Annotated in this window: 18 protein-coding genes; 7 read left to right on the plus strand and 11 right to left on the minus strand. The window is 39.9% G+C overall.

Annotation, left to right across the window (positions count from 1 at the left end; genetic code table 11):
- Positions 1-24 precede the first annotated feature (24 nt).
- A complete protein-coding gene (locus tag ACZ5YP_RS00520; RefSeq protein ID WP_464835300.1) occupies positions 25-651 on the minus strand; it encodes a phospholipase D-like domain-containing protein in 627 nt (208 codons plus the stop codon).
- A 63-nt stretch (positions 652-714) separates the two neighbouring features.
- Positions 715-1,836, minus strand: coding sequence for an aminotransferase class I/II-fold pyridoxal phosphate-dependent enzyme (locus ACZ5YP_RS00525; RefSeq protein ID WP_464835301.1), 1,122 nt, complete (start codon positions 1,834-1,836; stop codon positions 715-717).
- Positions 1,837-1,959: 123 nt separating this feature from the next.
- Between ACZ5YP_RS00525 and fba the strand changes: the two genes are divergently transcribed.
- Together fba and ACZ5YP_RS00535 are read left to right on the plus strand one after the other, a co-directional pair.
- Positions 1,960-2,781, plus strand: coding sequence for a class I fructose-bisphosphate aldolase (gene fba, locus ACZ5YP_RS00530; protein ID WP_464835302.1), 822 nt, complete (start codon positions 1,960-1,962; stop codon positions 2,779-2,781).
- A 15-nt stretch (positions 2,782-2,796) separates the two neighbouring features.
- Positions 2,797-3,720 carry a carbohydrate kinase family protein gene (locus tag ACZ5YP_RS00535; protein ID WP_464835303.1) on the plus strand — a complete coding sequence of 308 codons (924 nt, stop codon included), beginning with the start codon at positions 2,797-2,799 and terminating at the stop codon, positions 3,718-3,720.
- On the opposite strand, the gene ACZ5YP_RS00540 is transcribed toward ACZ5YP_RS00535, so the two are convergent.
- Positions 3,698-4,369, minus strand: coding sequence for a hypothetical protein (locus tag ACZ5YP_RS00540; protein WP_464835304.1), 672 nt, complete (start codon positions 4,367-4,369; stop codon positions 3,698-3,700). The genes ACZ5YP_RS00535 and ACZ5YP_RS00540 overlap by 23 nt on opposite strands.
- A gap of 55 nt (positions 4,370-4,424) precedes the next feature.
- Positions 4,425-4,658 carry a hypothetical protein gene (locus ACZ5YP_RS00545; protein ID WP_464835305.1) on the minus strand — a complete coding sequence of 78 codons (234 nt, stop codon included), beginning with the start codon at positions 4,656-4,658 and terminating at the stop codon, positions 4,425-4,427.
- A 117-nt stretch (positions 4,659-4,775) separates the two neighbouring features.
- On the opposite strand from ACZ5YP_RS00545, the gene ACZ5YP_RS00550 reads away from it, so the two are divergent.
- The 5 genes from ACZ5YP_RS00550 to ACZ5YP_RS00570 all read left to right on the plus strand — a co-directional run bounded on the left by ACZ5YP_RS00550 (position 4,776) and on the right by ACZ5YP_RS00570 (position 9,679).
- Positions 4,776-6,686, plus strand: coding sequence for a DNA polymerase domain-containing protein (locus ACZ5YP_RS00550; RefSeq protein WP_464835306.1), 1,911 nt, complete (start codon positions 4,776-4,778; stop codon positions 6,684-6,686).
- Positions 6,687-6,902: 216 nt separating this feature from the next.
- Positions 6,903-7,814, plus strand: coding sequence for a hypothetical protein (locus tag ACZ5YP_RS00555; RefSeq protein WP_464835307.1), 912 nt, complete (start codon positions 6,903-6,905; stop codon positions 7,812-7,814).
- A 63-nt stretch (positions 7,815-7,877) separates the two neighbouring features.
- Entirely contained in the window at positions 7,878-8,867 is a 990-nt protein-coding gene (locus ACZ5YP_RS00560; protein ID WP_464835308.1) for a hypothetical protein, read from the plus strand.
- Positions 8,868-8,879: 12 nt separating this feature from the next.
- On the plus strand, positions 8,880-9,014 hold the full coding sequence (locus tag ACZ5YP_RS00565; RefSeq protein WP_464835309.1) for a hypothetical protein: 135 nt from the start codon (positions 8,880-8,882) through the stop codon (positions 9,012-9,014).
- A gap of 122 nt (positions 9,015-9,136) precedes the next feature.
- A complete protein-coding gene (locus tag ACZ5YP_RS00570; protein ID WP_464835310.1) occupies positions 9,137-9,679 on the plus strand; it encodes a hypothetical protein in 543 nt (180 codons plus the stop codon).
- Positions 9,680-9,701: 22 nt separating this feature from the next.
- Here the strand turns inward: ACZ5YP_RS00570 and ACZ5YP_RS00575 are convergent, their stop codons facing one another.
- The 7 genes from ACZ5YP_RS00575 to thiC all read right to left on the minus strand — a co-directional run bounded on the left by ACZ5YP_RS00575 (position 9,702) and on the right by thiC (position 14,869).
- A complete protein-coding gene (locus ACZ5YP_RS00575) occupies positions 9,702-10,076 on the minus strand; it encodes a hypothetical protein (RefSeq protein WP_464835311.1) in 375 nt (124 codons plus the stop codon).
- Positions 10,048-11,256: an IS200/IS605 family accessory protein TnpB-related protein gene (locus ACZ5YP_RS00580; RefSeq protein WP_464835312.1), complete on the minus strand. Its 1,209-nt coding sequence runs from the start codon at positions 11,254-11,256 to the stop codon at positions 10,048-10,050. The genes ACZ5YP_RS00575 and ACZ5YP_RS00580 overlap by 29 nt, the downstream gene beginning before the upstream one ends.
- Before the next feature lie 17 nt (positions 11,257-11,273).
- Positions 11,274-11,423: a hypothetical protein gene (locus ACZ5YP_RS00585; protein ID WP_464835313.1), complete on the minus strand. Its 150-nt coding sequence runs from the start codon at positions 11,421-11,423 to the stop codon at positions 11,274-11,276.
- 176 nt (positions 11,424-11,599) lie between these two features.
- On the minus strand, positions 11,600-12,052 hold the full coding sequence (locus ACZ5YP_RS00590) for an SDR family NAD(P)-dependent oxidoreductase (protein WP_464835314.1): 453 nt from the start codon (positions 12,050-12,052) through the stop codon (positions 11,600-11,602).
- Positions 12,053-12,093: 41 nt separating this feature from the next.
- Entirely contained in the window at positions 12,094-12,963 is an 870-nt protein-coding gene (locus ACZ5YP_RS00595; RefSeq protein ID WP_464835315.1) for an SPFH domain-containing protein, read from the minus strand.
- 69 nt (positions 12,964-13,032) lie between these two features.
- Positions 13,033-13,533 carry a 4Fe-4S ferredoxin gene (locus ACZ5YP_RS00600; protein WP_464835316.1) on the minus strand — a complete coding sequence of 167 codons (501 nt, stop codon included), beginning with the start codon at positions 13,531-13,533 and terminating at the stop codon, positions 13,033-13,035.
- Positions 13,523-14,869: a phosphomethylpyrimidine synthase ThiC gene (gene thiC, locus ACZ5YP_RS00605; RefSeq protein WP_464835317.1), complete on the minus strand. Its 1,347-nt coding sequence runs from the start codon at positions 14,867-14,869 to the stop codon at positions 13,523-13,525. Before thiC ends, ACZ5YP_RS00600 begins: the two co-directional genes overlap by 11 nt.
- Between the last annotated feature and the right edge of the window lie 73 nt (positions 14,870-14,942).

Genomic DNA, 14,942 nt, shown 5'->3' on the forward strand with positions numbered 1-14,942 from the left:
TAAAACTATAAATTACTAAATATACTAGGCTGATATAGTCCTTCCATTGCTCCAAATAGACTCTATGTATTCTACTACTTGCCTTGCGAGTTCAGGGGAGTTTACTAATAGTGTTGTTTCATGGTTTCTCGTTAAAGCGCTTTCCGTCCAGTTGTGGCTACCTATAAACACGTATTTCCCGTCTATTACAACTATTTTTGAGTGTGTGGTTCTACCATTGGATTCATCTAGTTTTACTGGTACACCGTTTCTCACTAGGAATTCTATTGTTTCCGGGTAGCTGTCATATGTTTCGTCGTCGACGATTACTTTTACATCTATACCCATGTTTTTCAACTCTACTAGTTTTCTAAGTAGGATGTTTACCGGGTCATTATACTCCTTTGGATCATACTTCATTACATACATTACAACATATACACTAGTATTGGCGCTTTCAAGATAATTGGTTAGATTACCAAAGTATGCCTTGTCTGGTAGGAATAATACACTGTTCTCTCCTAGTTGTACACCAATAGTAGTATTTATTGCTGGAATTGCTTGTTCTTGAGGTGTTTGCTGGAGTAACTCCATTGATGCAAAAAAGCCTATTACTAGTCCAGCAATGAATACTATTATGAGACTCCACGCCACGTCACTTCTACTAGGCATAATCAACACCTCTGTTTTTGACTATACTCTAGAACTTATATATTGTATTTTGAAAACCCGGCTCTACGAGTGTAGTTCTCTTAATACTCCTAGTAGTCGATCTAGGTGTTCACGTCTATGATGAGGCATTAACACTATTCTCAAAGCATTAAGTGATGGTGCTTTATACAAGTAGAATCCCTTGCTCCACAGTATTTTATATAGTTCTAACCCATACCTCTTGGATTTAAACACTATTATTGGCAGTGTGTATGGGTATACTTCTACATCTCGTATTTTCGATAGCTCTTCATATAGGTATTTAGTGTAATTCATCATTCTAAGAGCGTTTTCTTCGTATCCCTTTAAGCCAATGGCTCTCCATGTATAGTATGATGCTATTACTGCTCCGCCTGGTCTTGTACCTAGTAGTCCGCATGATCTTCCAGCTGGCATATACTCCATTTCAAAACAAGTATTTTCAAGTAGTTCACTATTACTAAAGAAGAGTATGCTTGATGGAATTGGTGCAACACCGTTTTTATGCATATCTACACTTATACTTGTCACTCCTCTGCCGATCTTTAAACTTGTTTTTATCAATCCGTGTTTGTTGAGAAATGGTATTAGTAGTCCTCCATACGCTGCATCTACATGGAGGTATACATTGTATTTCAATGCTATCTCTGCTACTTCTTCAACCGGGTCGACTACTCCCGTCTCCGTAGTGCCAGCTGTTACTACTACTAGGCTTGGATTGTATTCACGAATGTATTTCTCGAGGAGTACTGGGTCTACTGGTTTCAATGGATTAGTTGGTATTTTCACTAGTTTACAATTTAGTAATATACATGCTTTATCAATAGATTTATGGACTGTAGAGGGGGCTACTACAACTCTATTACCTGTTGCTCTAATAGCCGCCAGCACGGCGAGTATATTTGACTCTGTTCCACCAGACGTGTATAACCCGTATTCTGCATTGTAGAGAGAGCCGAGTTCTCTAACTAGTTTTTCCTCGCATTCTTTTACAATGGGGAATAATACTGGGTCGTTACCGTTAACATGTATAAACTTCATAAAGGCATATACTCCTATTTGATGAGGCCAAGTAGTCATTGAGCCGAGTATGCCTCCATCTATGTGTCTAGGTGTCTTCTCGTAGAGTTCATTTATTTCTCTTATTAATTCATCATAAGCACTCATAGACAAACCCATGGAGACTAAGAGTTTAAATGAGCATTTTAATCCTTGTTGGTGACAGAGAGTTGCAAAATACTTTTAAATCTCTTTATGGATTGTTTTCTAGTGTGGTGCTTGGTGGTTTAAATGATTGATTTAACATACAATACGGTTGGTAAAAGAGTTAGATTGAGTAGAATTATTGGGAGAGGTAGAAGTGTAATATTTGCATTCGACCACGGCGTGGAACACGGCCCCAAAGACTTTACTCTAGAGACATTGAACGCTAGAACAGTAATAGAGAAAGTTGTTGGATACGTAGACGCGATAATGGTATTACCTGGTATTGCAAGGTTAACATGGGATTTATGGGCTGGTAAAACAGGACTTATTGTTAAAGTAACAAGTAAAACTAATCTAAGACCAGACGAAGAAAGACTACTACAATCACCGTTTGGACTAGTAGAAGAAGCAGTAGCTCTAGGTGCAGATGGAGTGGCCGCCACCGTCTACTGGGGTAGCCAGTACGAAGACGAAATGCTTAGAGAATGGGTTTCAATTAGAAGCGCAGCTGATTCATATGGACTACCAGCACTACAACTAGCGTATCCAAGAGGACCAGCAATTATAAACATGTATGATGTCGAAATAGTAAAATATGGTGCGAGAGCGGCTGCTGAGTCAGGTGCAGACTTGATTAAAACATATTATACCGGTAGCGCCGAGACATTTAGACAAGTAGTTGAAGCGGCGAGTGGTGTACCAGTATTAATGAGTGGTGGGCCAAAGAGAAGTAGCGACTTAGAGTTCCTAGTAGACGTCTACAATGTGATTAAAGCTGGTGGTAAAGGAGTAGTAGTTGGTAGAAACGTCTTCCAGCATAGAAACCCACGTGGAATGCTAAAAGCAATAAATGCCATTGTACACGAAGATAAAACACCAGAAGAAGCAGTTAAACTAATCGAGTAGTGGGATAGACAAGCTATGAACGAGAAAACATGTGATGTAGTAACAGTTGGACACATACTCGTAGACATAAGGTTCATAGTAAACAGGTTTGCAGGCCCCGATGAAGAAGCATCAATACTATCACAGACAAGGGGTACTGGTGGATCAGCTGCAAACGTAGCAATAGGAGTATCGAGACTAGGAGGTAGAAGCGCTGTAATAGCGAAAATAGGACTCGACAGTTTCGGTAGAATAGCAATAGAAGAGTTAATGAAGGAAAACGTTGATGTATCAGGTATAAGAGTATCATTTAAAGACACTGGTTTCAGCGTTGTAATAATAGACAATGAAGGAAATATTGCAATGTACGGGTTTAAAGGAGCGGGAGAAGAGCTGGAACCAGACGACATCGACGCAAACATTATAAAGAAAGCCAAGGCACTACACATAGCTAGTCTACGAGTAGATTCTTCAATAAGAGCTGCAACACTAGCTAAGCAATACGGTGCAATAGTATCCTGGGACCCCGGTAGAAGAATGTCGCAGAAGGGACTAGACTACTTCAAAGAACTATTGAAACACGTAGACATAGTACTCGTAAATAGAAAAGAAGCAAAATACTTAACGGGCCTCGAAGACTATAGAGAAGCAGCTAAATTAATTGCTTCTACTGGCCCACGAATAGTAATAGTGAAACGAGGCGGTGAGGGAGTATATGCACTAGTTGAAGGAGTAGAATACGATATCCCAGCATTCAAAGTCGATAAACCAGTAGATACAACTGGTGCTGGAGACGCGTTTGCAGCAGGGTTTATCCTAGGATTAGTTAGAGGATATGATACTAGAAAAGCACTCGTATACGGCAATGCCGTAGCCGCACTTAAAATACAGAGACTTGGAAGCCACAATGTACCATCACACGAAGAAGTAGTTAGATTTATATGGGAAAAGCTCTCCTAGTACTCGTAATCCAATCCATTATTGTTTTTCCACGTCTATAATCCACTACTGGTTCCTCGAGTAAAACCAGGGGGATACTCCTCCAACCACCTGGTTTAACCGGGTGTTTAACTAGTTTAAAATGCATTGTTCTACCACTCCTCTCTACTCGAACAATGACTTTTACTAGGTGATGGTGTAAACTACCGCCCTCGGGCATTTTCCTACCATACTTGGATACAGTGTTGAATAATAACACCTGGTTTGACAATGCCAACTTAGAGATCAACCCAGTAATCCTCGTTGCCTCGGTATAGAATACAGGGTCTTTTGGTAGATAGTTATATGGATATAAGAGTAGAATAACCGTGTTTTCTACTTTTAAAAGAGATTCAAGAGCACTAATTGTGTCGTTTAACCGGAAAGACCTTGAAACCACAATGTTTTCTAGTCTACAATCAAGCATTCTACAGAGTTTAACAAAGTATAGTGTATCCAGCCCGCCAAACTCCTGGTTAAACAATACATAGACTACGTCATTTCTACTCCTATAAGCCATTACATAGTGCATTAACCTAGATACTAGGTATGGATCGCCATAAAACTCTACAATCCACTCTTTGCTAATGGGGCTCAGTAATTCATCAACGTGTTTTAAACCAGTAAGCATTAATTTACTCCCTTGATATAAACAGTGATTTTAATACAAAGAGAGATGGTTGAAACTATTTACTACTGCAGCTACAGAGGTCTTTGGCCTTTCTAACAAGGTGTAATAGAAAGACTTCCAGTGGATCTACCGAGCCAACATGCATATATATTGAGAGCGTTGAATCCAAGTCCTCTAGGTATTTCTCAATGAGAACCCTGTCTTCAGGTGGTAGAAGCTCGGCTACTCTTCTAAACCTCTCAGTGTACTCTCTCACAATAGTTCTAAGTGGTGGAGTAGTTCTACCCATAAAACCACCTTTTCCAAATAGAGTATTTGTAATCCAGGATTGTTAAACCAGGGGTTTTATAGAAATAGTTTCGGCCGCCTCTATTTTAATAAAGTAGAGTGTAGAATGGGTTAAAGTTTGACTAAGTGGATTTTAGATGCTTATATATTCGGAGACAGAGTGTATCTAGATATATATGATGATTCAACAAACTCTATTGAAAAACAAATCGTAGACCTCTACTTTTATGGATACATTAAAACTAGTAATCCCGAACACCTCGTAGACGAGTTGAGAAAAGCTGATGGAGTAGAAGACGCTTGGATTGAAAGCTGGCTTATACCTCCATTCTATGATTTAATCGAGCCAGTAGTGGTTTTCACGACAAAGAGCTACCAGTTGCTTAAATACATACTCTGGCTTGCAAAATTAAAAAATCTTAGAGTGGTGAATACTTTTCCACATCCATTAATCGAGGCCCTCTATAGAACGGGTATACAACCATTAACACCTATAAACCACTCTATAAAAGGAAGAATTGAAACCAGTGAATGGAATCCTAGAAGTAGAGATCCAGAGTTAAAGTATATTGTAGTCGAGTTTTCAAGTGGATACTACGTAGTAGAAACCCCCGAGGAGACAATTGGTTTTTGGGAGCTAGGAGACCTCGTAGAATACATTAAATCAGATAAGTTCCACCTTGGATTTACTGATCCATACATATATATGAGACTAGTAGAAGAAGACCTAGGCATTAAGACATCGGTATACAAGTGGATTTATAGTGGTGGGTTTTCTCCACACGAATACTTTGAGTGGTGTAGACTAGCTTATACACCACTTAGTTTAATGAACAATACCTCTATTGGTAAAATACTATCAACCATTGAAGCCCTCTACGCGAGAGATAGGAGAATGCTTATAGATAAATCTAGGAGTAGAAGAGAGTCTTGGAGGAGTATAAGTGAACTACTAGTGTATGATCGTGGCGGTGTAGTCTACCAGCCGAAACCAGGCCTCTACTGGAGTGTGTGTCAAGCAGACTTCAAAAGCCTCTATCCGAGCATAATGGTTAAATACAATGTATCGGGAGAAACAGTAGATAAACCAGGATGTAGGAATACTCTAATACTCCCATGGACACCACACAGAATATGCCTAGATAGTGAGGGCGTAGTACCAGGCAGTATAAAGAGGTTGATTGAATTAAAAGATCTCTACGACACACTATACAGAGAAACCATGGATGAACTATACAAAGAGAGAAAGAATGCTGTTAAATGGATTTTAGTAGCTAGTTTCGGGTATCTAGGCTATAGAAACAGCTTCTTCGGCTCTGTAATGGCTCACGAAGTAGTTACAAGTACTAGTAGAGAAGTATTGAAGAAAGCAAGAATAGCCGTTGAGAAAAAAGGCTATAGGATAATACATGCAATAATAGACAGCTTGTTTATAGAGGGCACTAAAACACTCGATGAATGCATATATTTAAAAAACACTATAGAGGAGGCAACTGGTTTCCAAGTAAAAATAGAAGCACACTATACATGGCTCTATATACCACGAAGTCTAAACAGCGATGAAAGCACTGCAAACAAGTATTATGGATTAACGAGCAGTGGAGAGCCGAAAATAAAGGGAATACTAGCAGTACGGAGAGATACTCCACTAATAGTGAGAAAAGCAGAATTAGAAGCACTCTCTAAGTTATTTGAAGCACAAACACCATGGGAGCTAAGTATTAAACTAGAAGAAGCCCACAGTATAATAGATAAATACATAGAGCTACTTAGAAAACGGGAAGTGGAAATACGTGAACTAGTAGTGAGTAGAAATGGTAGAACGAGAGAAGAGTATGTAAAACCACCATTATACATCTTCAATTCAAAACCACCATATAGACTAGTCTACATTGATGGAAGACTAGTTCCACTAGAAAAAACACTAAATAGAAACTACGATGTTGACAAATACATTGAACTACTAGAAAAAGCAAAGAGAGAACTACCTACACGTAGAGACCTAGAAGATCTCTTCTATGCCACCTAGTATTGTTTTCCACACGATACTATTCTACAATTAGCTCATTGAGTAAAAAATAGTTGTCTTTCTATAAAGTAGATGACTTAGAAACTATTGGTTTTTTAAACTCTACTCTGATATGTGTATGTGGGGGTTATGAAGTTTTCGAAAACCATTGTTTTATTAGTAGTGATTTTACTAATGTGTTCATTTATAGCAACACTATTTATAGTGGGTTATATAATGCCAGATCAACTAGTGCATTGTAGTCTCCACGAGAAACCAATAGAAACACCAATAGAAACAATTGAAATGTATATTATTCTGGGAATAGTTAACTCCCCCTTTAATGGCGAAGCAGCTTATACAACTACAACTAGTAACTCTTGGATTATAAAACACGCATATTCACCAATTTATGGCAATGTAACTCTAGACCCTCCAATAATCCAGACTTTTAAACCACTTGAATTGACATTCTATGCCCGTAATGGTTCGAGTGGTGCCGCGATTGGAACAGCTAATTTAACAATCTACGAGGTAGAGAAGAATTGCCTAGTATTTAATCCGCGATCACTAACTATGGGAAAAATATTAGAGAAATTCCATATAATACGCATAAACCACGTAGGTGGTCTTGCAGGTTATCTCGGAGTTCACCCTATTGACTCTGAGGGCGATCACTTCGACAATACATGTATTCGCGTTGTAACAATGGATTCATCTACTGGCAGAGTAATAGGAGAACAAACAGTGTGTGCTGTATTTGAAGATGTAGATGAACCTGGCTTTTCAACCTTGACTGGGAGAATCACTGAAACAACTCGTATTAATGTATCTATTTCCGAGTTACCAATGGAGGTTAGAGTAAAAAGTAGTATTTTAGGTGAAGTAGTAATAAACGGTGTATTTGCAATAGGTAATCAAATAGTTAAATATACATTCTATCCAGGAAGACCCAGTATCGTCTACAATATTGACTACAAAGGACCCTACGATCACACCCTCCGTGTATATCCGGTAATATGGGCGTTTAAAACACAGTGTCCAACGTGTGATCCATACGAATACAATAGACTATACCTACACACAATAATATTCGATATAAGAGGCGAAATAATCAATGAGACAACTAAGTGTATTAAAGGATGTTGAGCCCTCTATTCTCAATGTATTTAAGTTCTCACCCTTGAAATACATGGTAGGGGATTTAAAAACATGAAGTCGCGGAGAGCCATTGTTATATTAATCCTAGGTTTACTAGTACTTCCATTAATTATATACTCCTCCATAGTATACACAGAGGATTCTAGCCATGTACAAATAGACCAAGCAGTATCTCCATATCCAAAGTGTCTCTGGGTGTTAAAGAGAACACCGATAGAGAGAGTTAAAATGTTTATTATAGTGGGGATTATTAACTCCCCCTTCAATGGTGAAACACCACATTACATGGATGGTATTTACTTCTCTTGGAGTAGTGGTCCTCAAAAAGCATTTATTCAAGAACTGAGAATATTGGAGAACGCGATTCCACGTAATGGCTCAAGTATTGCATTAATTAGAGAAGCCGATGTAACAATATACGAAGTAACCTGTTTACGACCATCATGGCCGCCGACAATATCCTTCTATATACCAGTTGTAACAAAAGTGTATCCAAATGGAGTAATCCGTCAATATGAACGCCCCGGCGACCTTGTTGACAACACTTGTATTAGTGTTGTAACAAAAGATCCTACTAGTAGTAGGGTAATAGGAAATCAAACTACGTGTGCAATATACGAAGCCCGGGAAACTGTGTTTGAAACCGCCGGTCAGTATAGTATTAGTGTATTCAATTCCATTGCAGACACAGAGTTGCCATTGAACACTAGTATAAAGGGTGAAATAATAAGTATAGCTATGAATGGTGAATTCAAAACCAAGCCATCACAATCTGCTACACAAGGAGTCAACTATACATTCTATAGAGATATAGATGTCGGTCACTACATTGACTTCAAGGGTCCATACTCCAACGACTACTTTAACCCCAGTTTCCCCATGATATGGGCATTTAATACGTCGTGTCCAAGGTGCTACCATGATCCACTTGAATACCATGGAAAATGGTTATACACAGTAATACTTACTCCAAGCGGCGATGTAGTCAAAGAGGCCCTACAGTGCATTGAAGGATGTAATATTAAACCTAGTAGCGTGTAGAGGGTGAACTCCATGAGACTTACACTTCTCTTTAAATCAAAAATCGCTTTCTACGTATTTATATCGGTCGTTATAGCAACCCTCCTTCTAGTCGTAGTCTACTACGACTATGTAGCTCCCAGGCAAATCGGTTTATTCCCTATCTAGGAGTGAGAAACTGCGATATGGGTATTTCCAATTCTGTTATCGATATAACTAGAGGGCGGAGTTACTGTATTATAACCTCTTTCAAAAACATTCATGAATCAAATATAAGCGATGGTAACTCCATGGGTATTATTAAATGCGATGAAAAAATAGAAGAGAATACTACTCTATCATTTGGGGAAGCATCACTAGATTACATACTTGTATGGAATAAAACAATAGAGGTAAACTTCACTATACCAAAAGGTATTACTCAAGGAGTCTACGAAGCCCCGAGGCCAATTGAGCCAGCATTCTTCAAGGTAAAATCGTATTTCTTCAAGATAACCCCAGGTCTCCCTATGTGTATAAAAACCAATACGAGTGATTTAAACTTCGACGTTATAGTCCACACGTATATCTGGATTAACAATAAACCCTTTAATCCAGAAACTCCACTACGAATGCGCTTTAATCTCGGAGAGTTCTGCTTTGACCAAGTATGGGAGGTCTTCAATAACCTAGTTGAAGAAGACCTCTACAATGAGAGCTATAAGCCATTAATGGAGTTCAAAGACACAGTAGTCTTAAAATACATTGTCGAAGTATATGTTAAACCATATTCTAAAGGAGACATGTCTATAAACCTAGTTATAGGCCCACCATACATTCAAATACGTCTATAACGGACTCCATTATCTCATTGAACTATTTGTCTACACGTGGATTGTTTTTTCCAGCTGGTCCTTTAACATGGATTGTAAATGCCTCTAGTATTTTCGCCGTAGATAGATAGAACGGTATGAAAACTTCTTTCTTCTTTTTCCTTACACCGTCTATTATTGCTCTAGCCGCCTCTTCTGGTTTAACTCCCTTTTCGATTTTATATCCTGCTTTCTCGTGGAATGGTGTTACTACTACACCAGGGTATACGTTTAAAACATGTATTCCTCTTTCCGTTTGTCCCTTGATGCTTGTTGATATGGGTTTATGATTACTCATTGCATCAAGGGACTTCCACCTCGCCCACAGGGGTTTCCCGACCACTGTGGGGTCATGGGTGGCTGTCGAGCCCAACGGCACGGGGCTCCCATCTACGTATGGCCCCGCAGGGCTTGGAGCACTGCTCCCATCGCCCCTCGGGGCTTTGAAGAGGAGGTTCCAACAAGCAGCTGACGTCACGATGCCATAATTCACCACCAATACTACACCTGCCAATTCTGGAGCCGTTGTCGTAGTTTATGAGGGCGTTGTGCAGTGGGCATGTCTTCGAGGTGTTCTTTGGATCAACATAGATTACTGGTACACTGTATTCTCTTGCTTTCTCCTCGATTGCCCTCTGGATCCCCCTGAATGATGCCTGGTATATTCTGTGTCTTAATTGATCGTCTCTAAATCTCTTAATCATGTTTTCAACTGGCTTCTTACCAAGCTTTTCGAGAATTATGGCATATCGCTTCTCATAAGCAGTTCTAACGATTATATTTGCCAGCTTCCACTTTACGTCCTGCTTCTTCTTTTTCTCTTTGAGCTTCCTGATTATCTTTCTCTTAACACGTGAATTAACACCGTAGAGTTTATCATATTTCTCCTGTATCTTCTTTCTGCGGTAGTAGTATCCCAACACCAGTTTCTCCATATCAGTCTCGAAGAGATAAGCCACGCCATCAACGAGTATAGTGACATTGTTTTCATTAACATCAACAGAGAGATATCCTTTGGCCTTGTAATCTTTAACCTCCCTCTTGAAGACCATGTAGATGATTAACCGCTTGTTTTTCCCGTCGAGTTTTATCTTTGCTTCGGAGGCTAGCCTCCAGCCTCTATTGATGTATCTCCAATACTGTTTGTGTGGCTCGAGTTCTACTGCTACCCAGCCCTTATGGGTAGCGATACTGATAGAGGTTAGTCCGTTGGGTTTCCACAAGTGGTCGTCTAGCCAGATACTGATACTCCTGACCTCTGGGTATTCTCTACTTGTTAAACCCTGCTTTTTCAATTTCAGGAAGCTCTTGGCTCTAGTAGAAGCGTCTTGGCACGCTGTGTAGACATAGTGTGAAGGTAGATGGGGGTATTGATTCCTCAATTCACGATACTTCAATGCCTTGAGCCTAGTAAAACTAGTAGTATTACTTCTAACAGCGTACATTGTTAACTGCTCGACGATGTTTCGGTACATACCCTCTAATTCAACGAGGGCGTCGAATACCTTTCTAGGTAGTTGAACGCTCTCGACAACAACTGTTCTGGTTACACTGGACAATGTCTCGGGGCCTCTTTCTAGTCGAGTATTGTTAGTGTTACTAGTACGTGTTTTCCTAGTACGTGGTCTCTTAGCTTCCGTGGAATGAATATTACGGCTCTATCTCCCATCTTTGCGACTTTCACGGGGCCAAACGATACCTGTTTAAACACACGCTCAGATGACACGTCGTATATCACCATATATTATAAGTGCATATCCACTATTATTACATCAGCATAACCCTCCTTATAAACCCTTACCACGGCGTCAAAACACATAAAACAGGTAAGAGCGAGTGAAAGGTACTCCACAACCAACGACAATAAATGAAATAAAAACCTATAAACAAAACAACCACTAATTAAAAATAAAGCAGCCCGTATATTGGTAGATCGTCTAGTATTACGTATACACCAGCTGTAATTACATATACTACTGTAGAACCCGGCTTCATAGCGTCTACTAGTTTCTTTGTTAGTAGTATTGGCGATATGAAGTTAACCATGGTCATTGATACTAGTTCTTCATCTGTGTGGTCGAGTATCCTCTTGTATAATCCAAAACCAGCGTTGTTAACGAGTAACTCTATTTCTCCTAGTTTCTCAACCGCCTCTTTAACAACAAGGTCTACTCCACTCTTAGTTGATAAATCGGCTTGAACTGGTATAAAACACTCTTTGAAATTCTCTCTGAGCTCGATTAATGCTTTTTCGTTTCTAGCTACACCCATAACCCTGTTGTCTTTTTCACTACATAGTAGTTTAACTAGTTCTCTACCTATACCAGAGGATGCACCGGTTACAAGTGCCTTCAATTAAGCCACCAAGATGGGTTTATTTAGGGTAAGTATAAAAACTAGTAGAATTTCTTCTCTTCTTTTTCACCACCGAGTATTTTACTAAATGCTCCCAGTAGCTCTAGTGGTATTACGATTTTTGTAGCGGGGCTTTGAGCAATGGATTTCAATGTCTCCATGTATTGGAGGAGTAGAGCGTTTGGTCCCAGCTTCATTGCTGCTTCTTGTATTAGTTCTAGTGCTCTCTTTTTACCCTCTGCTACTAGTACCTCGTATTGCATTTCACCCTCTCCCTTCTTGATCATTGCTTCTCTCTGTCCTTCTGCTTCTAGTATAGCAGCTGTTTTCTTGCCCTCGGCCTCTAGGATCATTGCTCTCTTTGTTCTCTCAGCGGCCATTTGCTTGATCATTGCTTCCTGGACGTCTCGTGGCGGCTTGATCTCCTTTATCTCGACACTCGTTACCTTTATACCCCATCTATCTGTTACCTCGTCTAGTTTGGCCCTGAGAGTAGAGTTTATGTATTCTCTCTTTGCCAATACATCGTCGAGAGGCATGTCTCCAACAATAGCTCTTAGAGTGGTAACAGCTATACCAGTGGCTGCAGTAACATAGTTTTGTACTGCTGTAACAGCGAGGTTGGGGTCGAATATCTTCATGTAGACTAATAAGTCTACATCTACTGGCGCGTTATCCTTTGTAATACATGTTTGTGGTGGAATATCCAATACGAATTCACGTAGGTCTACTTCTATGCCTCTATCGATGATTGGAACGAGGAATACTAGTCCAGGTCCTCTAACACCCATTAGTTTACCGAGTCTAAATACAACAAGCCTCTTGTATTCTGGTATTACTTTTACATGTTGTATAATTATTACTAGGATAATGATGATGAATAGTAGTGCAATAATGAACTCTAGAGTCAATTAAACCCCCTCTTTACTTAGATATAATGGAAGGCCCTGTTTAAAAAGTGTTTTTATCGACATAGATATCTATTTTTCAAATTTAAATACAGCATTGTATTCTTTACTGTGTTTTCTAAGTTTCTCTAGTATTTCAGGATTGGATTTCAATATATTGTCTACAATACTTAGATATCTAGCTACTCTCACAGCATTGGGATCTATTTTCACCAAGTCTCTTCCATCTACTACAACGTAGTGTTCTCTCTCGAGTTTCTCGCCTAGTATGTATTCTGCTTCGTTTACAGATGCTTGTAGTGTAAAACAATGTGGACTACCATCAATAGTTGCCACTATTATCCTCCTGGGTCTAGTGGATCTCACCATACTCGCTATTTTACCATAATAGGCCGCGCTCTCTCTTTCAGGACACGCTAGTAGTACTACTCTGTTTTCAGATAGTTTTTTAAATAGTTCTGGGTTTACAAGTGGTAGACAGGCTGAGGCTATTAATACTTCTTGGTTTTCCATAAATGGTGCTTTAGCCCATGTACTCCAAATCCATGGTTTTTCACTTGGATTACATGACATTTACACCCACCTCGAATCTCTGTATTAACTCGCTTGGATCAATGCTTGGCTTGCCACGAGTATATTTGTCTAAAACGAGGAATACACAGTATTGTCCGCACATAGTACAAGATTTCAATCCAGCACCACTAAACTGTCTTCTTATTTCCTCGGCTTTCCTCCGGTCTAGTGTATACTTTAACTGGGTTTCCCAGTCTAGTCCAGCCCTCGCTATACTCATATAGACGTCTTGTTCTACTACTCTACTACCGAGTTTTACTAGGTCACCAGCGTGAGCAGCTATTTTAGCGGCTATTAACCCCTCTTTGACTTGTTCGAGGTTTGGTAGTCCAAGGTGTTCTGCTGGTGTGAGGTAGCATATTAAATCCGCTCCAGTTGCTGATGCTATAGCTGCACCTATTGCTGCCGCTATGTGGTCGTATCCAGCAGCTATATCTGTAACTAGTGGTCCCAGTACATAGTATGGAACACCACCAGACAAGCTCTTCATTAGTTTAATGTCCGATGCGATCTTATCCATTCTCATGTGTCCAGGGCCTTCAATCATGACTTGCACTCCTTTTTCAACAGCGTCTCGAGCTAGCTTAGAATTCAATATCAACTCGGATACTTGGAACTCGTCGTGTGCATCTACTATGCAACCAGGTCTTAACGCGTCTCCCAGGCTGATAACGGCATCGTAATCCCTGAACAATTCGAGTAATTGGCCCCATTGCGATAAAAATGGGTTTTCATTATTGGTCTCGGCCATCCATGCAGCAATCATTGAACCGCCACGGCTTACAATTGGCATTACTCGCCTACTCTTTAATACTCTTAATCCCAGGTCTCTAGTAATTCCAGCGTGGATTGTCATAAAGTCTACTCCATCACGTAAATGCCTCTCTACTACTTCTAGAAACCATTCACGTGGAATACTAGCTATACTCCCGTATTTCCTAACCCCCTCTATCCAGGCTTGATAGACTGGAACAGTGCCAAATGGTAGTCCCTCAGCCGCCTCGATGAGCCTCCTACGTATTGCATCTAGGTCTCCACCAGTACTCAAATCCATTACTGTATCTGCACCGTATTCAAGTGCGAGTTTAACCTTGGCCTCTTCTAGGTCAGGGTCTACGTATACACCACTAGTCCCCACGTTGACATTTACTTTAGTAGTAAGTCCCTCGCCAATACCAATTAATCGAGCTTTTTTCTTACGGGTATTCCTGGGGATTACAACCCTTCCTGCCGCTACTTTCTTCTTTAATACCTCGGGGTCCAGTCTTTCTCGTCTTGCTACTTCTATTATCGTGTCTACATGGCCCTCTGATCTAGCCTGTATAATTAAACTCAAATTGCTCCACCAGTAATAAATAAGTAATCAAGGAATTAATAAGTAATTTATCTATGCGGGTAAAATTTAAACA

This window comes from Sulfophobococcus zilligii, assembly GCF_055398255.1.